The organism is Modestobacter sp. SYSU DS0904, assembly GCF_054051115.1.
This window is the reverse complement of record NZ_JBJHAQ010000005.1, coordinates 26,288-49,671: the sequence shown is the minus strand read 5'-3', so window position 1 is coordinate 49,671 and position 23,384 is coordinate 26,288. Positions and strand designations below refer to the sequence as shown.

17 protein-coding genes and 1 tRNA gene are annotated in these 23,384 nt (G+C 70.8%); 14 read left to right on the top strand and 4 right to left on the bottom strand.

Annotated features, from left to right (window positions below; genetic code table 11):
- Positions 1–67: 67 nt before the first annotated feature.
- From dusB to ACI79U_RS04800, 6 genes are all read left to right on the top strand, one after another.
- The gene (dusB, locus tag ACI79U_RS04825) at positions 68–1,228 is read left to right on the top strand and encodes a tRNA dihydrouridine synthase DusB (RefSeq protein ID WP_457067793.1); all 1,161 of its coding nucleotides are present in this window, start codon (positions 68–70) and stop codon (positions 1,226–1,228) included.
- Complete coding sequence (locus tag ACI79U_RS04820) at positions 1,225–1,683, top strand: Rv0361 family membrane protein (protein WP_457067791.1); 459 nt, start codon at positions 1,225–1,227, stop codon at positions 1,681–1,683. Before dusB ends, ACI79U_RS04820 begins: the two co-directional genes overlap by 4 nt.
- A gap of 81 nt (positions 1,684–1,764) precedes the next feature.
- Positions 1,765–2,394: a YdcF family protein gene (locus ACI79U_RS04815; protein WP_457067788.1), complete on the top strand. Its 630-nt coding sequence runs from the start codon at positions 1,765–1,767 to the stop codon at positions 2,392–2,394.
- 11 nt (positions 2,395–2,405) lie between these two features.
- On the top strand, positions 2,406–2,885 hold the full coding sequence (locus tag ACI79U_RS04810; protein ID WP_457067785.1) for a hypothetical protein: 480 nt from the start codon (positions 2,406–2,408) through the stop codon (positions 2,883–2,885).
- The gene (dnaG, locus tag ACI79U_RS04805) at positions 2,885–5,713 is read left to right on the top strand and encodes a DNA primase (protein WP_457067782.1); all 2,829 of its coding nucleotides are present in this window, start codon (positions 2,885–2,887) and stop codon (positions 5,711–5,713) included. The genes ACI79U_RS04810 and dnaG overlap by 1 nt, the downstream gene beginning before the upstream one ends.
- Entirely contained in the window at positions 5,710–6,288 is a 579-nt protein-coding gene (locus ACI79U_RS04800; protein WP_457067779.1) for a hypothetical protein, read from the top strand. The genes dnaG and ACI79U_RS04800 overlap by 4 nt, the downstream gene beginning before the upstream one ends.
- Before the next feature lie 18 nt (positions 6,289–6,306).
- Here ACI79U_RS04800 and ACI79U_RS04795 read toward each other — a convergent pair whose 3' ends face one another.
- Positions 6,307–6,534, bottom strand: coding sequence for a hypothetical protein (locus ACI79U_RS04795; protein WP_457067776.1), 228 nt, complete (start codon positions 6,532–6,534; stop codon positions 6,307–6,309).
- Between the two features lie 140 nt (positions 6,535–6,674).
- Between ACI79U_RS04795 and ACI79U_RS04790 the strand changes: the two genes are divergently transcribed.
- The 3 genes from ACI79U_RS04790 (at position 6,675) to ACI79U_RS04780 (ending at position 8,913) form a co-directional block, all read left to right on the top strand.
- Positions 6,675–6,747 (top strand) — tRNA-Asn (locus ACI79U_RS04790).
- Between the two features lie 79 nt (positions 6,748–6,826).
- A complete protein-coding gene (locus ACI79U_RS04785; RefSeq protein ID WP_457067774.1) occupies positions 6,827–8,062 on the top strand; it encodes a site-specific integrase in 1,236 nt (411 codons plus the stop codon).
- A gap of 266 nt (positions 8,063–8,328) precedes the next feature.
- Positions 8,329–8,913: a hypothetical protein gene (locus ACI79U_RS04780; protein WP_457067772.1), complete on the top strand. Its 585-nt coding sequence runs from the start codon at positions 8,329–8,331 to the stop codon at positions 8,911–8,913.
- 561 nt (positions 8,914–9,474) lie between these two features.
- Here ACI79U_RS04780 and ACI79U_RS04775 read toward each other — a convergent pair.
- The 3 genes from ACI79U_RS04775 to ACI79U_RS04765 form a co-directional block, all read right to left on the bottom strand.
- Positions 9,475–10,038 carry a hypothetical protein gene (locus tag ACI79U_RS04775; RefSeq protein WP_457067770.1) on the bottom strand — a complete coding sequence of 188 codons (564 nt, stop codon included), beginning with the start codon at positions 10,036–10,038 and terminating at the stop codon, positions 9,475–9,477.
- Between the two features lie 285 nt (positions 10,039–10,323).
- Positions 10,324–10,518: a helix-turn-helix transcriptional regulator gene (locus ACI79U_RS04770; protein WP_457067768.1), complete on the bottom strand. Its 195-nt coding sequence runs from the start codon at positions 10,516–10,518 to the stop codon at positions 10,324–10,326.
- Between the two features lie 160 nt (positions 10,519–10,678).
- Positions 10,679–10,825, bottom strand: a complete 147-nt coding sequence (locus ACI79U_RS04765; RefSeq protein WP_457067766.1) for a hypothetical protein — start codon at positions 10,823–10,825, stop codon at positions 10,679–10,681.
- An 861-nt stretch (positions 10,826–11,686) separates the two neighbouring features.
- On the opposite strand from ACI79U_RS04765, the gene ACI79U_RS04760 reads away from it, so the two are divergent.
- From ACI79U_RS04760 to recD, 5 genes are all read left to right on the top strand, one after another.
- Positions 11,687–13,294 (top strand): ATP-dependent nuclease, encoded by a 1,608-nt coding sequence (locus ACI79U_RS04760; RefSeq protein ID WP_457067764.1) that lies wholly within the window; start codon positions 11,687–11,689, stop codon positions 13,292–13,294.
- Positions 13,291–14,979 carry a UvrD-helicase domain-containing protein gene (locus ACI79U_RS04755; protein WP_457067762.1) on the top strand — a complete coding sequence of 563 codons (1,689 nt, stop codon included), beginning with the start codon at positions 13,291–13,293 and terminating at the stop codon, positions 14,977–14,979. Before ACI79U_RS04760 ends, ACI79U_RS04755 begins: the two co-directional genes overlap by 4 nt.
- Positions 14,980–15,151: 172 nt before the next feature.
- A complete protein-coding gene (gene recC, locus ACI79U_RS04750; protein WP_457067760.1) occupies positions 15,152–18,373 on the top strand; it encodes an exodeoxyribonuclease V subunit gamma in 3,222 nt (1,073 codons plus the stop codon).
- Positions 18,370–21,615 carry a UvrD-helicase domain-containing protein gene (locus ACI79U_RS04745; RefSeq protein ID WP_457067758.1) on the top strand — a complete coding sequence of 1,082 codons (3,246 nt, stop codon included), beginning with the start codon at positions 18,370–18,372 and terminating at the stop codon, positions 21,613–21,615. Before recC ends, ACI79U_RS04745 begins: the two co-directional genes overlap by 4 nt.
- Positions 21,612–23,369 carry an exodeoxyribonuclease V subunit alpha gene (gene recD / locus ACI79U_RS04740; protein WP_457067755.1) on the top strand — a complete coding sequence of 586 codons (1,758 nt, stop codon included), beginning with the start codon at positions 21,612–21,614 and terminating at the stop codon, positions 23,367–23,369. The genes ACI79U_RS04745 and recD overlap by 4 nt, the downstream gene beginning before the upstream one ends.
- Positions 23,370–23,384: the final 15 nt, after the last annotated feature.

Here is a 23,384-nt window from a genome sequence, read left to right as displayed (position 1 = left end):
ACTGCGCGGCGACCCGGACCGGGCGCGTGACCACGGGCACACCGCCGCGCCACCTACTCTGGAGCGCGTGACCAGCGGGACGCTCGAGCGGACGACGGCGCTGCCGCCGTTGCGGCTGGGCTCGCTGACCGTCGACCCCGCCGTGGTGCTCGCGCCGATGGCCGGCATCACCAACCCGGCCTTCCGCACGCTGTGCCGGGAGTTCGGGGCGGGGCTCTACGTCTGCGAGATGATCACCACCCGGGCGCTGGTCGAGCGCAGCGAGAAGACGCTGCAGATGGTGCAGGCCGCGCCCGGTGAGGCCGACGCGTTCAGCGTCCAGCTCTACGGCGTCGCCCCGGCCACGGTGGCCCGCGCGGTGGAGATGCTGGTCGACGAGCACGTCGCCGGCACCCGCCCGGCGCACATCGACCTCAACTTCGGCTGCCCGGTGCCCAAGGTGACCCGCAAGGGCGGTGGATCGGCCCTGCCCTGGCGCCGGGTGCTCTTCCGGGACATCGTGCGCGCCGCGGTGCGCGCCGCCGGCGACGTGCCGGTCACGGTGAAGACCCGGATCGGCATCGACGCCGACCACGTCACCTACCTCGACGCCGGGCGGATCGCCCAGGACGAGGGCGCCGCCGGGATCACGCTGCACGGGCGCACCGCCGACCAGCTCTACAGCGGCACCGCCGACTGGGCACCGATCGCCCGGCTGGTGGAGGCCCTCGACATCCCGGTGCTGGGCAACGGCGACCTGTGGGAGGCCGACGACGCGCTGCGCATGGTCGCCGAGACCGGGTGCGCCGGCGTCGTCGTCGGGCGCGGCTGCCTGGGGCGCCCGTGGCTGTTCGGCGACCTGGCCGCGGCCTTCGCCGGTTCCCCGCGGCGCACGCTGCCCACCCTGCGCGAGGTGGCCGCGGTCATGCACCGGCACGCCACCCTGCTGGCGGAGGACCAGGGCGAGCTGTGGGGCTGCACCGACTTCCGCAAGCACGTCGCCTGGTACCTCAAGGGCTTCAGCGTGGGCTCCGACGTCCGTCGTGCGCTGGCGATGGTGTCCGGCCTGGACGAGCTGGCCGAGCTGCTCGGCCGCATCCCCGACCAGCCCTACCCGCAGGCGGTGCTCGGCGCCCCGCGCGGGCGCACCACGCCGCCGCGCCCGGTGGCGCTGCCGGAGGGCTGGCTGGCCGACCGCGACGACCCGACCCCGCCGTCGGGCGCAGAGCTGACGGTGAGCGGCGGATGACCACCGGTCCCTTCCTCTACGACGACGACCCGGCACCGCTGCACACCGGCACACCCCGCCGGCGCACCGGCTTCCTGCTGGCCATGCTCATCGGCACGGTCCTGGTGGCCGTCGCCATGGCCGCCACGATCGGCGTGTTCAAGGGGTCGGCGGAGGAGCAGGCGACGGAGGTCGCCACGGTCTTCATCCGGGCGCTCGACGCCGGTGACCTCCCCACCGCCTACGACCTGGTCTGCGACGACGTGCGGGCCCGGGTCCTCGCCCCCGACCTCGCCGAGACCTATCTCCGGCCCGGCACCCCGGAGGTCACCTCGACCACCGGTGACGTGGTCGACGGCGTCCCGGTGCAGCGGGTCGACGTCCGCTGGGACGACGACGGCGCGGTCGCGCGGACGCAGCTCACCGTCGTCCCCGAGGGCGGCACGAAGGTCTGCGGCACCCGGGCGCTCGACTGAGCGGCTCCCCGTCGCCCCGTGCCGCCGCGCCCGCCACCCACCAGCCGGACCACTGTCACCACCGCGTGGTACCCATGACGCGTGGCAGCGTTCGCGGGCCGGCTGGCCGTCCGGGTGGTCGGGGCCGCGGTGACGGCGGCGGTGCTGCTGGTCGGCTCGACGGCGCTGGCGATCTGGTACACCGCCCGGCAGGACGCCCGGCCGACGTCCGACGCGATCGTGGTGCTGGGTTCGGCGCAGTACAACGGCGTCCCGTCGTCGATCTTCGAGGCGCGGCTGGAGCACGCCCGTGAGCTCTACGAGGCGGGTGTGGCCCCGGTGGTGGTGACCGTGGGCGGCCGGGCCGCCGGCGACGAGTTCTCCGAGGCCGAGGCCGGCGCCGACTACCTCGCCGCCACCGGCGTGCCGCGCGAGGCGCTGCTGCCCGTGCAGGAGGGCGTGGACACGCTGGAGAGCGTGCGGGCGGTCGCCGCGGCGTTCGCCGACCGCGGCTGGGACACCGCTGTCCTGGTCAGCGACCCGTGGCACGCCCTGCGGGCCGAGCGGATGGCCGAGGACGCCGGCCTGGAGGCGACCAGCTCGCCCACCCGCCAGGGGCCCGCGGTGCAGACCCGCAGCACGCAGTTCCGCTACATCCTCCGGGAGACCGCCGCCTACCTGCTCTACCGCGCGACCGGTGAGAGCGTCGCCGGCGCCCCGGGCATCGGCTGAGGAGGAGGACCGTGCTGGAGCTGGGCAAGAAGGGGTCGCACGGCACCGCGAAGGGCACCGTGCCGGTGCTCGACGGCGACGCCGTGGTGGCGACGCTGCGGGCGTCGAACTGGAAGGAGGCCGCGACCGCAGAGGTCGACGGCCGGGAGTGGCAGTTCCGCCGCGCGGGGAACCGTGAGCTGACCGGCCGCTGGGTGCTCGACCCGGCGGACGGCGTGCGGGTGCGCGCGCACCAGGACTCGTTCTGGCGGAACACCTGGTCCGTGGAGCTGGCGGGCACCCCGGTCGAGGTCACGTCCCCGTCGTGGTGGAAGACGTCCCGCCGCTACCGCACCGGTGGCCGGCTGCTGGCCGAGAGCGGGCGTCCCGGTGGCTGGTCGTGGCGGCCCACGCTGACCCCCGAGCCGGGGCTCTCCCTCGACCACGCCGTCTTCCTGCTGTGGTTCGAGTTCGTGCTGGGCCGCCGCATGGCCGCTGCGGCGGCGGCCTGATGGCCGGGCGGGGGCGCATCCGCGCCGCGGACATCGCGCTGGTCCGCGAGCGGGCGAAGATCGACGACATCGTCGGCGAGCACCTGCAGCTCAAGCGCGCCGGCGGCGGCAGCCTCAAGGGGCTGTGCCCGTTCCACGACGAGAAGTCGCCGTCCTTCCACGTCACCCCCTCGCGAAACCTGTTCCACTGCCTGGCGGGCGAGACCGGCGTCCTGACCGAGAACGGCACGGTCCCGATCCGTGAGCTGGCCGGCACGACCGTACGGGTGCTCAACGGCGACGGGGGCTGGGTCGAAGCGCCATTCAGGAGCTACGGCGTCCAGCAGCTGATGCGCGTCACCGTGACGCGCAACGGGCGCACCAAGATCCTGCACGCCACCGACGAGCACCGTTGGTTCGTTCCGTCGGGGGCTCTCCGCCAGCAGCGTCGGGAGAAGCTGACCAAGGACCTGCGGCCGGGCGACCGGCTCTCGCACTCCTTCCCGGCCACCCGGGTGCTGAACCCGGCGACACGGCCCTCGCCCTTCGGTGTCGCCCGCGGGATCGTCTACGGCGACGGGACCCGCGCGGGCGCCGGGTCGATCGCTGTTCTCTACGGCGAGAAGGACGGCGAGCTGGCCCGGTACTTCCAGGGTTGCCGGTCCTGGACCGAGGAGCGCGGGACCCGGTTCTACGGCCTGCCCGCCTACTTCAAGGACGAGCGACCGTCGTTGGACGAGGACGGGTCGTACCTGCTGGGCTGGCTGGCCGGGTACTTCGCCGCCGATGGCTGCGTCGCCGAGGACGGCGATGCGATCCTCAACTCCGCGAATCCGGCAGATCTCGAGTACGTGCGCACGCTGTGCACGCGACTGGGCATCGGGACGTTCGGGGTCGCCAAGCAGACCCGGGTCGGCATCGACGGGGTCCCCAGCGACATCTACAACGTGCGCTTCATGACCAAGGGGCTGCCGGAGTCCTTCTTCCTGCTCGCCCACCACCGCGAGCGGATCCAGTCGAACCAGAAGAAGTACGAGCGGAAGAACTGGGTCGTCCAGTCGGTCGAGTGGAGCGACCGCGTGGAAGAGGTGTTCTGCGCGGAAGTGCCCGGCACCCACGCGTTCACCCTCGAGGACAACATCCTCACCGGGAACTGCTTCGGGTGCGGGGCCGGCGGCGACGTCATCCGGTTCATCCAGGACATCGACCACCTCTCCTTCACCGAGGCCGTCGAGCTGCTGGCCGGCCGGGCCAACGTCGAGCTGCACTACGAGGACGACGGCGGCCGGCCCACCGGTGCGCCCGACCGGGCCGCGGCCGGGCAGCGGGCCCGGCTGGTCGCGGCCAACGGCGAGGCCGCTCGGTTCTACGCCGAGCAGCTGATGACCCCGGAGGCGGCACCGGCCCGGCAGTTCCTCGCCGAGCGGGGCTTCGACCGCCAGGTCGCCCTCGACTTCGGCTGCGGCTACGCCCCCGGCGGCTGGGACACCCTCACCCGGCACCTGCGCGGCCTGGGCTACACGCAGGCCGAGCTGGTCACCGCGGGGCTGGCCAAGGAGTCCTCCCGCGGCTCGCTGATCGACCGGTTCCACCGCCGGCTGATCTGGCCCATCCGCGACCTCACCAACGACGTCATCGGCTTCGGCGCGCGCAAGCTGATGGACGACGACCCGGGCCCGAAGTACCTCAACACCCCCGAGACGCCGCTCTACAAGAAGAGCTCGGTGCTCTACGGGGTCGAGCGGGCCAAGCGGGACATCGCCCGCAGCCACCAGGCCGTGGTCGTGGAGGGCTACACCGACGTGATGGCCTGCCACGTCGCGGGCGTCACCACCGCCGTGGCGTCCTGCGGTACCGCGTTCGGCGCGGAGCACATCAACGTGCTGCGCCGGCTGCTGATGGACCAGGACGAGTTCCGCGGGGAGGTCGTCTACACCTTCGACGGCGACGCGGCCGGGCAGGCGGCGGCGATGAAGTCGTTCAAGGAGGACCAGCGCTTCGTCGCGCAGACCTTCGTCGCGGTCGAGCAGGAGGGCCGCGACCCGTGCGAGCTGCGCCAGGCGCACGGTGACGCCGCGGTGCGTGACCTCATCGCCCGGCGCACCCCGCTGATCGAGTTCGTGCTGCGGACGATGCTGGCCGACTACGACCTGGACACCGTGGAGGGCCGGGTCGCCGCGCTGGACAAGACCGTGCCGCTGCTGGCCCAGATCAAGGACCACGCGCTGCGGCCGGCCTACGCCCGCCGGCTCGCCGGGCTGCTCGGCCTGCCCGACGAGAGCGAGGTGGTCGCCCGGGTGCGCCGCCTGGCCGACGGCGGTGCCGCCCCCGAGCGCGGCCGGGTGCGCACCCCGCGCAAGAGCCCGGACGACGTCGCGATCGAGGTGGAGCGCGAGGCGGTGAAGGCCGCCCTGCAGTGCCCGGAGATCGCCGGGCCCGAGTTCGACGCCGTGGGCGCCGACGAGTTCACCCACCCCGACTACGCCGCCGTGGCGGCCGCGGTCGCCGCCGCCGGGGGAGCGGCCGGGGCCACGGTCAGCGGCGCCGCCTGGCTGGACCAGGTGGGGGAGCACTGCGACCGGGAGACGGCGAAGGCGATGCTGACCGCGCTGGCGGTCGAGCCGCTGCGGTCGGTGGGGGAGAACGACGTCAGCTACGTCAACGCCCTGATGGCCCGGCTGCAGGAGATCACCACCGTCCGGCAGGTGGCCGCGCTGAAGGGCAAGCTGCAGCGGATGAACCCGGTCGAGGCCGCCGACGAGTACATGAAGGCGTTCAAGCAGCTGATGGACCTCGAGCAGCTGGCGATCTCGCTGCGCAAGCGGGCCGCCGGCGGCCTCACGCCGTGACGCTGCTCGGCGCGTTGCGCGCCCGGTTCGCCCGCCCGCCGGAGCCGGTCCGGGCGGTGGTCGCCGCCGCGCCGGACCCGGACGAGCGGGTGCTCGCCTGGGGCGAGCTGGTGGGCGGCGGCTGGCTGGTGGCCACCTCCCGCGGGCTGCGGGTGGTGCCGGGCGACCTGGCGCTCGCCGATGCCGCGACGGTGCCGGTGCTCCGCTGGCACGAGGTGGGCACGGCGCGGTGGACCGCGGCCGGTGCCGGGGGGAACCTGCTGGTCACGCCGCTCACCGAGGTCGAGCCGGGGGTGCAGGCCCGGGCGCCGCAGCAGTGGTACGTGCTGGCCGCGGCGGGGGAGCTGCCGGGCGAGGTGCGCAGCCGGGTCGACCGCACGGTGGTGACCAGTCAGCGGCACCCGCTGCCCGGCGGCGGTGCGGTGCTGCTGGTGGCCCGGCGGGTGCCCGGCCAGGCGGCGCGGGAGTGGACCGTGGTCTTCGACGACGACGCCGACCGCGACGACCCGCAGGCCCGGCAGATCGCCCGGGACCGGCTGGCCGCCGCGGTGGACGCCGACGACCCGACCCGCTGACCGCGGGCCGGGTGGACGTCAGCGCTGGGCGTCGTCCTGCCCGGTGTCGTTCTGCCCGAGGCTGGCCTTGACCGACTTCACCGCGGCGTCGGCCTGGGCCTGGGCCATGCCCGCGACGCTCTGCAGGCGCGGGTCGTCCTTGGCGTGGGCGTAGGCACGGCGGATCTGCTCGTAGCGCTCCCGGCCGGCCTTGGCGCCGAGGACGTAGCCGGCACCGAAGCCGGCGAGGAAGGACAGCTTGGCCACGGGGAGTTCCTCCAAGGATCGGGACAGTCGATAGGACGCTACCGGCCGGCGCGCCGCGCGACCCGCCGAGAGCCCCCTCCTGGCAGAGCCGGCAGGGTGGGGTAATCTCTTCCAGGCGCACGGGCGAACAACCCGGACGTTCCCCCGTAGCTCAATTGGCAGAGCATGCGACTGTTAATCGCAGGGTTATAGGTTCAAGTCCTATCGGGGGAGCTCTGACCAGGGCATATGGCTTTGGGCCTTCGAGGCAGGCATCATCAACTCATCGGAAACCGATGAGGGCAGGTGCCGCATGGGACGACCACCGCTGCCGGTGGGCACGTTCGGCAAGGTCGGCTTCCTGCTCCTGCCCAGCGGTGAGGTCCAGGCCCGCGCCCGGTTCCGGGACTTCGACGGCCGTACCCGGCTGGTCTCCAAGACCGGCGCCAGCCGCGCCGCCGCCGAGCGGGCGCTGAAGACCGAGCTGGCCGCCCGCCGCGGGCCCGGGGGAGCCGGGGTGATCACCGCCAGTTCCCGGGTGTCGGCACTCGTCGAGGCGTGGCTGGACGCCGACCACGGCTGGTCGACCGGCACTGAGCGCACCTACCGCTCGGTGATCCGCACCTCGGTGCTGCCCGCCTTCGGCCAGCTGACGCTGCAGGAGGTCACCCCCGGCCGGGTCGGCCGAGCGCTCACCGCCATCGCCAAGGCCAGCGGGCCTGGTGCTGCGAAGACCGCTCGCGCCTGCCTGTCGGGCATGTTCTCCCAGGCCATCGACGACGGCGCCATCGCCGCCAACCCCGTGCGCGACGCCACCGTCCGGATCGACACCACGGCCAAGAAGGCACCCCGGGCGCTGACCGCCGAGCAGACCACCCGGCTGGTCGAGCTGTTCCGGGGGAGTACTCGCGCGAACGAGCTGGACGTCGTGGACATCGTCGACTGGATGCTGGCCACCGGCGCCCGGATCGGCGAGGCGGTGGCCCTGCGGACCGGAGAGACCGCCGGCCGGCCGCTGCTGGACCTGGACGCCGGCACCTGGGAGGTCAACGCCACCGCGGTGCGGGTGCCCAAGCAAGGGATGGTCGTGCAGCCGCGTACCAAGACCGCCGCCGGCTGGCGAATCATTGCGGTGCCGGAGTTCGCGGTGGACATGGTGCGTCGCCGGCTCGCGTCACCCCACCGGCCGGACACCGAGCTGGTCTTCCCGGCGCCGTTTGCGGGGACGCTGCGCGACCCGAACAGCGTCTCCGGCGACCTGCGCCAGCTGCTTGACTCTTTCGAGTGCGACGCCTGTGACGGAACCGGCTTCCAGCCGACGACGAGCACGTCGGCAGCCGGTCGCCCGGTCCGCTGCGCCGAGGGGCCGTGGTCGTGGGTCACCTCGCACACCTTTCGCAAGACCGTGGCCACCCGGCTCGACGAAGCCGGCTTCACCCCGCGCCAGGTCGCCGACCAACTCGGCCACGCCAACCCGTCGATGACCCTGGACGTCTACTTCGGCCGCCAGGTGGTCAGCGCCGAGGCCGCCCGGGTGCTCGGTCGGTGATCTGGCGCGGAACTGATTGTCCTTGTGCCGCCTCAGGGTGCGCCCGCCGCCGCATCGACGCCGGCACTTCGGCGACCCTCGGGCTATTGCATCGGATCTATAGCGCCCCGTGAACTTGCAATGGTGGCCCGCATGACTGCTCTACAGTACGCCGTTCACCGACAGGCGCTCTGTCCGCAGCTCCTATAACATCGGCCATCCGATCGCGCGAAGGGGGAACATTGACCGAGTTTCGAGGCCGAGGTCCAGCGCTGCGGCAATTCACCATGCTAAACATCGTGCTGCGTGAGCCAGGTAGAACTATAACCCTGGAAGAGTTCAGTCAGACAGTCGGTGGCGTCTTGCCACTTCTGGAAGTCGGTTATTGGATTGGTCTGCGAGCAGATTATGAGCGATTCTCCGCTGTAGTGCGCCCGGGACCCAGCGCCGAGCGCCGGTTTTGGGAAGAAACAAATGGCCGGGCGGGTGAATTCATTGCTGAATCAACCCTGATCATCCGAGCGACGTACGCCAGCCCGCTCGACATCCTTATTGCGCTACCCGATGACCCAGCGGTAGCTGGGGCAACGCTCCTCGGCATGGGTGCCGCATGCACTCGGGGGATCTTTTATGTCTTGAACCAGTGGCAGCGATTCCGGGTAACGCGCTCGGCAACGAACTACCAGGTCGCGGCGCTGGACTTGCTCCGCAGTGGCTTGCCGCACCCGGGTCAACTACCCGAGGGGCATCTCATGCCGACACTTGACGACTTGGAACGGGCTGGCCGACTTCTGCCGCAGATCGAGTCGGCGGTGAACAGTCAGCGCATCCTGGACGCCAACGGGGAAGGCGACGACGCCAGTAAACAGTAACCAACAGTATTTGCACTGGCCGCCACGCTCGCGCCGCCTCCGCATCGCCCGCCGGTCATGCTGGTTACGTTGGCATGACTAGTCTTCTCCAAGGCTGACTCGCGCTGTCGGCGCCATGAGGGCAGGCGCCGAGAACATCGTGGAGGCGCGAATTCGGTTGGCCAAGGTCGTTGTGCAGTCGCCCCGTCCCGGAGTGGCCCAGTCGGGGCAGCTATCCATCGCCTCGCTCTTAGTCCTCGGGTAGCTGTGACAGAAGTCGACTAGCGGTGTCGGAAACGGAGGATTCCAGCGCGAGGTCAAAAAGATAGCTTAGGTCTCGGCGGACGCTCGCGGCGTCAACGCCCGTTAGCCTTCCATCCTCCAACTCTCCCTCGGGAAGCCCCTCGGCGGTCGCGACTGCCAAACGAAAGCTTCTAGGTGATACCTGTGCGAGCTCCACGACAAAATCGGTCAGGGGGTATTGCAGGACGTCGTCGGAAACTCGGCGCCACGTGATCCTTCTGCTCTCCGAAAGTCGCGTCAGTCGTTCCAGCAATGCTTGCAGTTCGGAATGGCTGATGCTCACCGGGCACTCTCCTCGAGTTCGTGGATCTTATGAGCCTCCACAAGATCGTGAGTGGCTTGCTGCATTTCGTCGATCTTCAGACGCAGTGCAGCGATACGCGTTTCTACCCCGTCGTCAAGCGGTCCACTCGTGAGGGCGCGACTTGCTTCAAGAGCCAACTGGCGGCCAATGCTGTAGTTCGCGAGTAGCTTGGCGATGGAGTCATCCGACGCTTGCCGATCCAACTGTGCGAGCACTTGGGCGATCACCGTGTCGTGTTGTCGGCCGCGGCCGCGCGGAGCACCTTGACTGTTGCTTTGTAGGGCAACTGCGACCTTGCCGAGGGCGTCCGCCAACCGATCGAGACCCCGGGCGGCATCGCGACGCTTTTCCTGAGAACTCTGCCGAGTTGCCTTGGCAGCAAGATCAGCGCGCGTTGCTGTCAGTAGGGTCGTCGCTTGTTCAAGAAGCTCGACCGCGCGAATGCTCTTGGCCTTATCTGCTGTTTCTCGCTTCGCGTGTTGGATTTTTCCAACGCGAATGAAGGTCCACACCGTAAGCACGAGGGCGACGACCGTCATAACGGTCCCAACTAGTCCAACTAGGAAGCCCCAAGCAGTGACGGCGTCGGAGTCCCAGAAATTCGGAAAGTCTGGCACGTCGCCCCATCCCCCGGCGGATCGCCGCCCCGGCTACCCTCCACTTGAATCATGGCCGCCTGTCATCGCTGCCACAAGAGACCTCTGTGCGAGAGCGCTGCTTACGCTGCACGAGCCCCCGACAACACGGGACGGCTGATCCTGTGAAACAGCCCAGCTGACGGTGCCCTTCCGCCGGCAGAGGGCTGTTGGAAGGGTTCGATCGGCTCAGCGGGTGTCGTGCCGCGCCGCCGCGACCTTGGTCTCCCACCACCGGTCGCACTCCGCTTCGTCGTAGAGGACCCGACGGCCGACCTTGATCCCGGAGGGGCCGATGCCGACGTGCCGCCAGTAGCGGACGGTGGCCGGGCTGGTGCGAAATCGGGCGGCGACCTCCTCGGTGGTCAACAGACGAACGGTCATGGCATCTCCTCAGGCGACGACGGGTGGAGCCGGTGGTTTCTAAGAGGCGCTGGTGTCGTTCGATTGCTGCCAGCGGCGTTGGGGTGACATCGCTCCGGGCGCTGCCGGGGCGGCCTGCTGAGGCGTCACCCCGTTGTCACCCCCACCGGTGCGGTGACCCTCATCGGCCGACGGGCGGACGAGCTGCCAGGCTGCGCCGCTGGGCGGCGCGGAGGACGTCCTGCGCGGCGACGGCAATGGCCGACAGGTGCCGGTCGTAGACCGCGCCGCTGTCCAACTGCTGGGCGAGCACGCGGAGCAGATCCACCCAAGCGACCTGGCGGGGAAGCGGGGGAGGCTGATCGGTTGGCACCGTGACTACTCGCTCGACGATCTCCACTGCGGACCGGCCAGAGGCTGCAGCGCGCTTCTGCTCCCAGGCACGCTTCCGGCAGGTGTTCGAGCACCACTTCGGGATCGGTCCGCTCGCCCGCGATGTGATGGGACCGCGGCACCAGCCGCAGGCCGTGGCGGCGGCCCGCCGCGCGCTGCCGCTCGCAGGAGTCGCTACCGGCTCCCGGACCGGCGCGCCGTCTAGGCAAGCCACGCGTCGCTCCTGCTGATGACGACCCTGACGCTCCCGCTCGCGTCGGCGAGCTCGGTAGTCGTCGGTTCGTCGGGTGCCCATGTCGGCCAGGGTCCGCATCAAGGTGCATGGACTCGTCACCACGAATCGGGCAGACCCTGAGTGCAAGAGGTGTGTCCGACGCGGTCTTGTCTACCGGGTGGCCTGGCCGGTGAGGTACCGGAACGGTGTGGGATCTCGACGGGCGTCCGGGTCGGTCGAGCGCGGCGTGAGGGCCTTCCTGCCCGCAGTATGTGGTCAAGGTCAGCTCCAGTCCCGTGCGACGGCCGACCACCGAAACCCGTACGGCGCCTGCGCGATGCCGCCGCTGCGCGGAGAGCGCCCCTGTGACACGCTGCGGAAAGCAACTGGACAGTTACGCACGGGTGACGTAGACCTAGGCGAAGCAAGGTCACACGGACATTCGGAACACCGGGGACGTCTGCCCGGTCCTGAGGGCGGCGGGTGCCTCCGTCAGGTCACGGGTCCGGCTATCAGCTTCGGGACCAGTTGCCCAACAGTCTGATTAGCGGTCGGACTTAGCACTGATGGAGGACAGTACCGATGAAGCTCACCCGCCTCCTCATCGAGAATCACAGCCGGATTGCCGATGTCGCGATGGACATCCGCGATCACCTGGTTCTGGTCGGTGCGAACGATGTAGGGAAGAGCTCCGTTCTCCGGTGCCTTCAGCTCGTTCTTGGAGCATCGACGGCGCAGCTTTATGCGCAGATCGCCGGAGGCGACTTTCGGAGCCCTGACAAGGAACTAGTCATCGAGGTCGAGCTCGTCGACTTCTCAGACGACGAAAAGGCGACCTTCCCCGACGAAATAAATGTCGACTCACGTACGGGCGTTATGGCGCTGACGCTTCGTCTTAGCGCGACCATTGACAACAGTGGGACCCTCGCCGTGGAGCGATCCGCTGTGGGCAGCGGTACGCGGCGCCAGCTTTCGAGGTCTCAACTCGATGCGATCGGGTGGCGTTTTCTCAGCGCGACGAGCCAGGCTCGTGAACTTCGTGATGATCGCCGCTCGGCACTGCGAGACCTTCTCGAAGCGGTCGAGTTGGGTGCAGAGCAGGCGGACTTTGATGACGCTGTGCACCGGCTGGCAACCGTGCTTTCAGGGTCGACCGTCATGGAAGGGCTGCGGGCCGACCTCGCGGCACAGCTGACTAGGGCACTTCCGTCCCCAATCGCGACCGATGACCTGGCCTTCGTGCCCGGGTCATCTGCTGATCAGGACGTCCTGAGCGATGTCCGCCTACAAGTTCAGAGGGACGGCACACTGAGGGATCTAACGGCCCAGTCGGACGGTACGCGCGCGCTATACGCAATAGCGCTCTACGACCTGACGAGTTCCGGTGCCAACCTCGTGGCAATCGACGAGCCCGAGATACACCTTCACCCGACGAGCCAACGTAGCTTGGCGCGACTTCTGCGAGCGAGCAGCAATCAGAAGATCATCGCGACTCACTCGCCGGACATCGTGGGTGCGTTCGACCCCGACTCGATCGTGGTCGTCAAGTCCGGTGGCCGAATCGTGCAGCCACAAGCCGGCTTCCTCACGAGCGACGAGCGTTTGACTGTTCGCTGGTGGGTGCGCGATCGGCTTGAGCCGTTGACGGCGCGCCGCGTGATCGCCGTCGAAGGCATCGCGGATCGAATCGTCGTCGAGCGGGCAGCGGACCTCACAAATCGAGCACTGGACCGGCTCGGGGTGTCACTGCTTGAGACGAACGGAGCTGGTGACATGGGTGCGATTAACACACTCTTCGGCTCTGAAGGATTTGACGTGCCGCTCTCGATGCTGATCGATGCAGACGCCCAGGCGGAAACTGCAGCGAAGCTCGGGGTGTCGACTGCGGACCTTAACGAGAAGTTCGTGTGGGTCTCGCAAGCGGATCTGGAAGATGAGTACGTCGCCGCGCTCGGAGCGGCACCGCTCCAGGCGGCGCTCTCGACCTCGACTCTGTTCAAGCCGAACCAGCTGAAGAAGTTGATGCCGACAGGTCCGAGCGGGACCTTCACAAACTCTGATGTAGCGAGCTTCTGTCGGTCCTTTAAGGTGCAATGCGCCTTGGTCGCCGTTTCGCTGCTCGACGAGGCGAGTGCTCACGCAATAACCAGCATCGAAGGGATGCTGGCCCAGGTTGAGGCTTCGCTTTGACCGTCGACCCTACGGGGGCGCAGGCCTACATTCGCGACAGTAATGAGCGGGGACTGCTCATCGTCGCGCCGGCCGGATGCGGCAAGAGTGAAGCACTTGCCCTTCGCGTGCAGGGGATGCTCCGGCGCGGAGTCGTTCCTGGCGCCCGGCGCGTCTTGGTCGCCACCTTCTCGAATCGCGCGAAGGACAACATCCGAGAGCGTTTGCGAAACTATCTGAGTCCCACGGAACTTCGTGACAAGGTTACCGTGATCAACTTCCACGGGCTCTCGGCTCGCCTCTATCGGTCTCACGCCGCCGCAGTGGACCTCGACGCGGAGTGGAATCTGCCCGAGAGTGACTGGGTGAAGGAACAATGTCAGCGGGCCGGCCTCAACTTCGAGCGAACTGCAGCTGTAGATAAGGTTCTCCAGCGGATCAAACAGGAGGGTGTGGACGATACCGAGGTGCTCCGTCTCGTCAGGGCACAAGGCAACCGCGACGCCGTCGAGATTGAGGAACTCCGCGCCCGAGAGCGTCAGTTGACTTATGACGACCTACCTCGGATGGCTGAACTGATTCTGGAAAGCGACGGGGTGGCTGACCTCTATAAAGCTCACTTCGCAGCCGTGGTGGTAGACGAGTTCCAGGATCTCACCCCGCAGCAGTTGCGGATCATCAACCGGATTGGTTTCGGCCGTACTACCTACGCTGGCGACCTAGCCCAGGGCATTTATGGGTTCACCGGTGCCAGACCTGAGGAGGTGCATGCGCAGATCACTGCCGAGGTGAGCGAGGTCGTCGAGCTAACCGAGTCGCATCGGTCGTCACCCGCTGTGCTCGCTTCGGTGAACGCTCTAGTGCCGCTGACTCAAGGAACTACGCTGACTTGTGCTGCCCCTAACACCTGGCCTGCCGGTGGCGTTGCTGCTGGGGTGGCGCATCAGAGTGTTGAGGAGGAGACGGCCTGGGTTGTCCAGCTCGTTAAGGCGATCTTGTCGCGTGCCCCCGGCCAGCGGATTGGTGTGATCTCTCGCATTGGATCGAGGCGACGATTCGCAGACGCCGCCCTGAGTGCCGACGAGGGGCTTGAGGTCCATCGGTGGGACGACGGCGTGCTCGACACTGACACAGCGCGCCGGGTGAGGTCGGTGCTGGCGGGCTTGGACGCCTCAGTCGTGCTAGCCGCGCCCGACCCAATCGAGTATGTACGCGATCTTGCCGGATTCCATCAGCTCCAAGATCCGGCCGATCGGCTCGCACTCGCCGATGCCCTCGGCTGGGCACTCGAACTCTTCGCCCAAGGGGAGATCCCGGCCGAGGTGTCCAGACGCATTCGAGTTGGCGACAACTCAACCCTTCTGACGAAGGCGGGTGTGCACCTGCTGTCGGGACATGCGGGAAAGGGTCAACAGTTCGACTGGGTCATTATCGTTGGACTTGAAGAAGGCAACGTTCCATTCTTCGAGGCCAAAACTGAAGCAGCTCTACTTGAGGAGGCGCGGGTTCTGTCCGTGATGATGTCGCGCGCGCGGCATGGTTTTGTCATGACCCGCGCGGCAGTCGTGCCTGCGTTGAGTGGCCGACCATTCGCTAAGGCGCCATCGCAGTTCCTTACGCCAGAACTAAGGGCAACCCTGATCGACGCGAATGACCTCGTCAGGTGGTTCGCTTCTGCACCTTGGGGTGATATCGCTGAGCGTTGATGGGATGCCCCGGAAGGCCCGTGCGAAGTGTTGCTAATGTTCGCTAGTGCGACCGCCTCAGGAAGCACCTCGTTGGTTGCGCGTCGAAGATGAAGAACCGATCGGCTGGGGCCCTACCCTTAAGGTGAGTCGCTCCCGGCGGTCTAACGCCTAGGTCGGGGAGACAACGGGGATGCTTTACGTTCACCGAGCTGAGCGGACGGCCCGTCTCGCTGACGGGCTGGCGACCGTTCTGGCCACGCCGCTCGCTGACCCCTTCGCGTCAGAGGTCGTCGCCGTGCCGGCGAAGGGCGTGGAGAGGTGGCTGGCGCAGCGGCTCTCGACCGTGCTCGGCGCAGAGTCCACCGGCGACGGGATCTGCTCCGGCGTCGTCTTCCCTTCGGCCGGCCGACTGGTCGACGACGCGCTGGCTGCTGCGCGAAGCTCCGTTCCGGTCGACGACCCGTGGGAGAACCTGGTCTGGCCGCTGCTCGAGGTGATCGACGAGCACCTCGGGGAGCCGTGGTGCCGGGTGCTCGCCCAGCACCTCGGACACGGCGCCGACGACCACCGTCGCGGCCGCCGATGGGCCGCCGCGGCCCGTCTCGCCCGGCTGTTCCGCTCCTACGGCGCGCACCGGCCGCTGATGCTGCGCGACTGGGCCAACGGCCGCAACACCGACGGGCACGATCCCCTGCCGGCGGACCTGTTCTGGCAGGCGGAGCTGTGGCGGCGGCTTCGCGACCGGCTTGGGTCCAGCCCTGCCGAGCGGCTCGAGGACGAGTGCGCAGCGCTGCGCGCCGACCCCGCGCTGTCTGACTTGCCCGAGCGGATTAGCATCTTCGGGCCGACCCGGCTACACACCGACGCGCTTGCGGTGCTGAGCGCTCTCGCCGAGCACCGCGATGTGCATCTCTGGCTGCCGCACCCCAGCCCGGTGCTGTGGAAGCGTCTCGAGGGCCGGACCGCCGGCCGTCGTCGCGATGACGGCACGGCGACGCTGCCCAACCATCCGCTGCTGCGCAGCCTCGCCCGCGACGTCCGCGAACTCCAGCTCCGACTCCCGCAGCACCAGGATGAGCACCACGAGGATGCCGTCCGGCCGGCCACCCTGCTTGGCCGCCTGCAGGCCGACCTCCGAGACGACGTCCACCCGGGCGCTGCGGGGCTCGACGACACCCTGCAGGTGCACGCCTGCCACGGTTCCGGCCGGCAGGTCGAGGTACTGCGCGAGCTGCTCCTGCGCCTCTTCCAGGATGACCCGACTCTCGAGCCGCGCGATGTCCTCGTCATGTGTCCTGACGTCGAGACGTTCGCGCCGCTAATCTCGGCCGCGTTTGGCCTCGGTCCGGGGTTGCCGCACCCCGGAGGCGCCCTGCGGGTGCGGCTGGCCGACCGCAGCCTGCGCCGCACCAACCCGCTGCTCGACACCGTGGGGGCGCTGCTGGACCTCGCCCAGAGTCGGGTCACCGCCAGTCAGGTGCTCGACCTGGCGGCGACCCCGGGCGTGCGGCGCCGCTTCGGCTTCACCGACGACGAGCTGGAGCGCATCCGCGACTGGGCCGCCCGCTCCGGGGTTCGGTGGGGCATCGACCCCGCGACCCGGCACCCGTTCGGACTGGACTCGATCGCGCAGAACACGTGGCAGGCCGGGCTCGACCGCGTCCTGCTCGGGGTGACGACGTCTGAGGACGAGCCGGTGTGGTTGGACCGTGCACTGCCGCTCGACGATGTCGACAGCAGCGACATCGACCTCGCCGGGCGGCTCGCCGAGCTCCTCGACCGGCTGGGGGATGTGCTGACGGCACTGAGCGGCGAACACCCGGCAGGGCACTGGATCGACACGCTCGCCCGCGCGCTCGACCTGCTCACCGAGACCGATCCCGCGGAGGCCTGGCAGCTCGCGCAGGCCCGCCGCGAGCTGGCCGAGGCAGGCGAGGGCGGCGTCACGCTCATCCGGCTCCCCGACGTGCGTGCGCTGATGGCGGACCGCCTCGGCGGGCGGCCGACCCGCGCCAACTTCCGCACCGGCAACCTGACCGTCTGCACGCTTGTGCCGATGCGATCGGTGCCGCACCGGGTCGTCGTGCTGCTCGGGCTCGACGACGGCGTCTTCCCGCGCACCGCCGGTATGGACGGTGACGACGTGCTGGCCCGCGACCCGTGCGTGGGGGAGCGGGACGTGCGCAGCGAGGACCGCCAGCTCCTCCTCGACGCCCTGATGGCGGCCGGAGAGAAGGTCGTCGTGCTCCACACCGGCGCCGATCCGGTCAGCGGCGCGACCAGGCCGCCCGCCGTCCCGCTCGGGGAGCTGCTCGACGTGGTCGACGCGATGGTGCCCGGCGCGCGCGAGCACGTGGTCACCCGGCACCCGCTGCAGCCCTACGACGCCCGGTCATTCACCGGGACGCCGCCGCCCAGCTTCGACCCGGTGAGCCTGGCCGGTGCCCGGCGCTCGGTGCGGCCCCGCGAGCCGGAGCCGCCGCGTCGGGCGCTCGGGCCGCTGACCGGGCCGGTCGCGCTGGAGGACCTGGTCGCCTTCGTCGAGCACCCGGTCAAGGCCTACCTGCGGCAGCGGCTGCGGATCACCCTGCCCGGCGAGGACGACGAGATCGCCGACGCGCTCTCCGCCACTCTCGACGGTCTGCAGGAGTGGGCGGTGGGCGAGCGCCTGCTTGCCGCCGGCCTGCGCGGCACCCGGCCGGAGGACGCCCGGCTGGCCGAGTGGCTCCGCGGCACGCTGCCGCCGCGCGGGCTGGGCGAGCAGGTGCTGCAGCGGGTCGGCGTCCGGGTCGACGCCCTGGTCGCCGCCGGGCGCACCGCCGTCACCCCGACGCCCCGCACGGTCGACGTCCGGCTCGACCTGGGCGGCCGCGAGCTCTCCGGCACGGTGAACGGGGTGCGCGACGGCGCGGTCGTCAGCGTCACCTACTCCAGCCTGTCGGCGAAGCACCGGGCCCGAGGGTGGGTGCTCGCGCTGGCCCTGGCGGCTGCCGAGGGGACCGGGCAGGCGGTCACCGTCGGCCGGGCCCGGGACCGGGCGCGGACGTCCACGATCACCGCGCCGGCCGATCCGGTGGCGGCGCTCGCCGACCTCGTCGACCTGTACGACCGTGGCATGTGCGAGCCCCTACCGATCGCCGTCAAGACGTCGTGGACGTACGCCGCGGACCGGCTGGACGGCAGGCCGCCCGAGCAGGCGCTCGACACCGCGCGCAAGGAGTGGAACCGGGAGGCCGGCGGCGAGCGCGAGGACCGGTCCCACCAGTACGTGTGGGGTGACAAGCCGGCGTTCGAGCGGCTCGTCGAAGCCGATCCCGGCGACGGGGAGCAGTGGGCCGGGGAGGTCACCCGCTTCGGCGCGCTGGCCTGCCGGCTCTGGACGCCGATCCGCGCGGCGGAGCAGCTCTCGTGAACGCCTTCGACGTCTGCGGGCCGCTGCCGACCGGCACGACGGTGCTTGAGGCGAGCGCGGGTACCGGCAAGACGTTCACGATCGCCGCGCTCACCACCCGCTACGTCGCTGAGGGAGCGGCCGAGCTGTCGGAGGTCATGCTGGTCACATTCGGCAACGCCGCCTCCCGCGAGCTCCGCGACCGGGTGCGCGAGCGCCTGGTGTCCGCCGAGCGCGGCCTGCGCGATCCCGTCGCGGCGCGCCAGGACCAGCGCGACCCCGTCCTGCAGCTGCTCGCCGACGTCCCCGACGACGAGGCCGAGCGCCGACGGCAGCGGCTCGCCCGGGCACTGGCTGGCTTCGACGAGGCGACGATCGCCACCACGCACTCCTTCTGCTCGCAGATGCTGGCCGGCCTCGGCATGGCCGCCGACGCCGACCCCACCGCCGCCTTCGTCGAGGACATCGACGACCTGGTGCGCGAGGTGGTCGACGACCTGTACGTGCGCACCTTCGCCGGCTCTGCCGACCCGCCCTTCCTCACCCACGCCGACCTGCTCGACCTCGGCCGCCGTGCGGTCGGCAGCGACCGGCAGGCCACGCTGTGGCCGCTGAGCGACGAGGGACCGGCTGGCCGGCGCCAGCGCGCCGCGGCTGCGGTCCGCCGCGAAGTGGAGAAGCGCAAGCGGACCGTCGGACTGGTCGACTACGACGACTGGCCCTCGCTGCTGCGCGACGCCCTCGCCGACGACTCCTCGGGCACGGTCGCCTGCGAGCGGGTCGCCGCCCGCTACCGGGTGGTCATGGTCGACGAGTTCCAGGACACCGACCCGGTGCAGTGGGAGATCCTGGAGCGCGCCTTCCACGGCAGGACGACGCTGGTGCTGATCGGCGACCCGAAGCAGGCCATCTACGCCTTCCGCGGTGGCGACGTCACCACCTACCTCGCAGCGGCCGTGGAGGCGACCACCGAGGCCACCCTCGGTACGAACTGGCGCAGCGACGCCCAGCTGCTCGACGCGCTGGACCTGCTGTTCGGCGGCGCCGCGCTCGGGCACGAGCGAATCGTCGTCCGGCCGGTCGACTCGGCCCACCCGACGGCGCGGCTGACCGGCGCAGGGGCGCCGCTGCGGCTCCGGCGGCTGGAGCGCGCCGGCCACGGGCGGATGTGGCAGGGGCTGCCGTCGGTCGCCCGGCTGCGCGACGCCGTGGCCAGCGACGTGGCGGCCGACGTCGTCGACCTGCTGTCCGGTGGGGCCGAGTACGAGGGGCGAGCGGTGCAGCCCGGCGACCTCGCGGTGCTGGTGCGCACCAACGCCCAGGGACACCTCGTGCGCGAGACGCTGGGCCGCGCCGGGGTGCCCGCCGTCTTCGCCGGTGGTGGCAGCGTCTTCGCCACCCCGAGCGCCACCTCGTGGCTGCGGCTGCTGGAGGCGCTGGAACAGCCGCACCGGGCCGGCCGGGTGCGTTCGGCCGCGCTGTCGGTCTTCCTCGGGTACGACGAGCAGTCGCTCGACGCCGGCGGCGACGAGCTCGCCGACCAGCTCGGCCCGCAGCTGCGCCGCTGGGCCGACGTGCTGGCCGACCGTGGCGTGGCCGCCTTCCTCGAGGTGCTAACCGCCGAGCGGGGCCTGCCCGCGCGGGTGCTCGCCCGCCCCGACGGGGAGCGGCTGCTCACCGACCTGCGGCACATCGGCCAGGTGCTGCACGCGGCGGCGCAGCGCGAGTCGCTCGGCCTGACCGCGCTCGTCGAGTGGCTGCGTCGGCGCATCGCCCGGTCCTCCGTCGAGGGGACCGACGAGCGCAGCCGGCGCCTAGAGTCCGACGCCGCCGCCGTCCAGATAATGACCGTCCACGTGAGCAAGGGGCTGGAGTTCCCGATCGTGTACGTGCCCTTCGGCTGGGACCGGTGGACGCCGGACAAGCCGCAGGTGCTGCGGCTGCACGACGACCAGGGACGCCGCGTGCTCGACGTCGGCGGCTCGACCGCACCCGGGTACGCCGCGGCGCGTGCCCGGCACGAGGCCGAGGAGTCCGGCGAGGACCTGCGGCTGCTCTACGTGGCACTGACCCGCGCCCGGTGCCAGGTCGTGGCCCACTGGGCGCCCAGCGGCAACACCGCCGCCGCTCCGCTAAACCGGCTGCTCTTCGGCGCGGCCGGTCCAGGCGTCGAGCCGGCCGCGCGGGTCCAGCCGCCCCCCGACGACGGGGTCGCGGCAGCGCTCGCCACGCTATCCGCCCGGTCCGGTGGGCGCATCGAGATCGCGGACGTGGCGCGGGGCGCGGCGCCCCGGTGGGAGCCGCCGCGGACGCCGGTCCCGGAGCTGTCGGTCAGCCACTTCACGCGCACGCTCGACGATGAGTGGCGGCGCACCTCCTACAGCGCGCTCACCCGTAACGCGCACGAACAGCAGCTTGCCAGCGAGCCGGACGTCGCCGGCACGGACGACGAGCGGGACACGGAGGAGCCGCTGCCCGAGACCCCGCCCGCCGACGCGCTCCCGTCCCCGCTCACCGACCTCCCCGGCGGGGCGGCCTTCGGCACGCTGGTGCACGCCGTCCTGGAGGACCTCGACCCCGACGCGCTGGACGAGCGGTGCGCCGAGGCGGTCGCCCGCCACTTGGTGCCCGGGGTGACCGCCCAGGCACTCGCCGACGGACTGCGGCCGGTGCTCGCCACCCCGCTCGGCGACGTCGGCCTCCCGCTGGCCTCGATCGCGGCCACCGACCGGCTGGCCGAGCTGGACTTCGAGCTGCCGCTGGCCGGGGGCGACGACGCGGTGCCGCACGCGACGCTCGCCGACGTCGCGCAGCTGTTGCGGCGCCACGACCTCGGTCCGCTGGCCGGCTATCCCGACCTGATGGCCGCACTGGCGCCGCACGCGCTGCGTGGGTTCTTGACCGGCAGCATCGACGCCGTGCTCCGCCTGCCCGGCCCGGTGTTCGCCGTCGTCGACTACAAGACCAACCGGCTCGGTGCCGAGCCGCTGACCACGTGGCACTACCGCGCCGAGGCGATGGCCGAGGAGATGCAGCGCGCCCACTACGTGCTGCAGGCGTTGCTCTACTGCGTGGCCCTGCACCGCTACCTGCGCTGGCGGCTGCCCGGCTACGACCCGGATCGGCACATCGGTCCGGTGCTCTACCTCTTCGTCCGCGGCATGGCGGGCGCGGCCGCTCCGGCCGGCGCCGGCGTCTTTACCTGGACGCCGCCGCCCGGGCTGGTCGCCGAGCTGTCCGACCTGCTGGCGGGGCGACCGTGATCCCCGTCCGTGCCGACGGGCTCCTGCGGCAGTTCGCCGAGGCCGGCGTCCTGACTGCGGCCGACGTCCACGTCGCGCTGCGGCTGGCCCGGCTCGGCGATGAGCAGCGGGAGCCGGTGCTGCTGGCCGCGGCGCTCGCCGTGCGCGGGGTGCGTGCCGGGTCGGTGTGCGTCGAGCTCGCCACCGTCGCCGACTCGATCGTGCCCGACGACGACGTCGAGCCGGTCCATCTGAGCTGGCCGGAGGACTGGTCACCGCTGGCCGACAGCCCGGTGGTCGCCGTCGGGACCGAGGCGCCGTGGCGCCCGCTGCGACTGGTCGACGGGTTGCTGTACCTCGACCGGTACTGGCAGCAGGAGCAGCAGGTCCGCCGCGAGCTCGACGAACGCGCCGCCCGTCCCGCGCCTGCGGTCGACCTCGCGCTGCTGCCGGCTCTCTTCGGTAAACCGGCGCCTGACTTGCAGCGGCTGGCCACCGCGGTTGCCGCCGGCCGGTGGGTCAGCGTCATCACCGGGGGCCCGGGCACCGGCAAAACGCACACCGTCGCCCGGCTGCTGCGGCTCCTGCTCGAACAGCCCGGTCCGCCGCCGCGCATCGCGCTGGCAGCGCCCACTGGCAAGGCCGCCGCCCGGCTGCAGGAGTCCGTCCTGGAACAGGCGGCCGCCGTAGGCCTGCCGCTGGACCTCACCGCCCAGACGCTGCACCGGCTGCTCGGGTGGCGGCCCGACAGCCGCAGCAGGTTCCGGCACGACGCCAGCAACAGGCTGCCCTTCGACATCGTCGTCGTCGACGAGTCGTCGATGGTGTCGCTGACTCTGATGGCGCGTTTGCTGGAAGCGCTGCGGCCCACCGCGCGGCTCGTCCTCGTGGGCGATCCCGACCAGCTCACCCCGGTCGATGCGGGCGCCGTTCTCAGCGACCTCGTGCACCGCCCCGCACCGGCCGGCGCGGCGGACGGCGTTCCCCCGGAGGCCGCCGCCGACGGCGCAGAACTCGACGACGAGGACCGCCGCCAGCTGCGCAACGGCGTCGTGCGGCTGCGGGTGTCCCAGCGCTACGGCCCCAGCATCGCCGGGCTGGCAGAGGCAGTGCGCGCGGGGGACGCCGACCGCGTCCTCGAGCTGCTGGACGACGGTGACGACCTCGCGCTGGATCGGTCCACCGCGGCGCTGGAGGAGCAGGTTCAGCGTGTGGCGACCGAGATGCGAGCTGCGGCGGAGAGCGGGGACGCTGACCGCTGCCTCGTGCTCCTCGGCCGACACCGGCTGCTGTGCGCACACCGGCACGGACCCTTCGGGGTCTCCGCCTGGAACGACCGCATCGGCCGGCTCACCGGTGCGGTGCCGGGGGAGTGGGCGCCCGGTTTGCCGCTGATCGTCACGGCGAACGACTACGAGAACAAGCTGTGGAACGGGGACACCGGCGTCGTCGTCCGCACGCCCGACGGACAACGGGCTGCGTTCCCGCGGGGCGCCGGACCGGCGCTGGTGCCGCTGTCCCGGCTGTCGGCGGTCAGCCCGGCGCACGCGCTTACCGTGCACCGCAGTCAGGGAAGCCAGTTCGAGGAGGTGTCGGTCCTACTCCCGCCTGCGACGTCCCCGCTGCTCACCCGCGAGCTGCTCTACACGGCTGTCACCCGGGCCAGTCGCCGCGTGCGCGTCCTTGGGTCCGAGGATGCCGTGCGGGCAGCAGTCGACCGGCAGGTTGTGCGTGCCAGCGGCTTGCGGCGAGCCCAGCACTCGGAGCGGCCGTGAACGACCAGCCGTCGT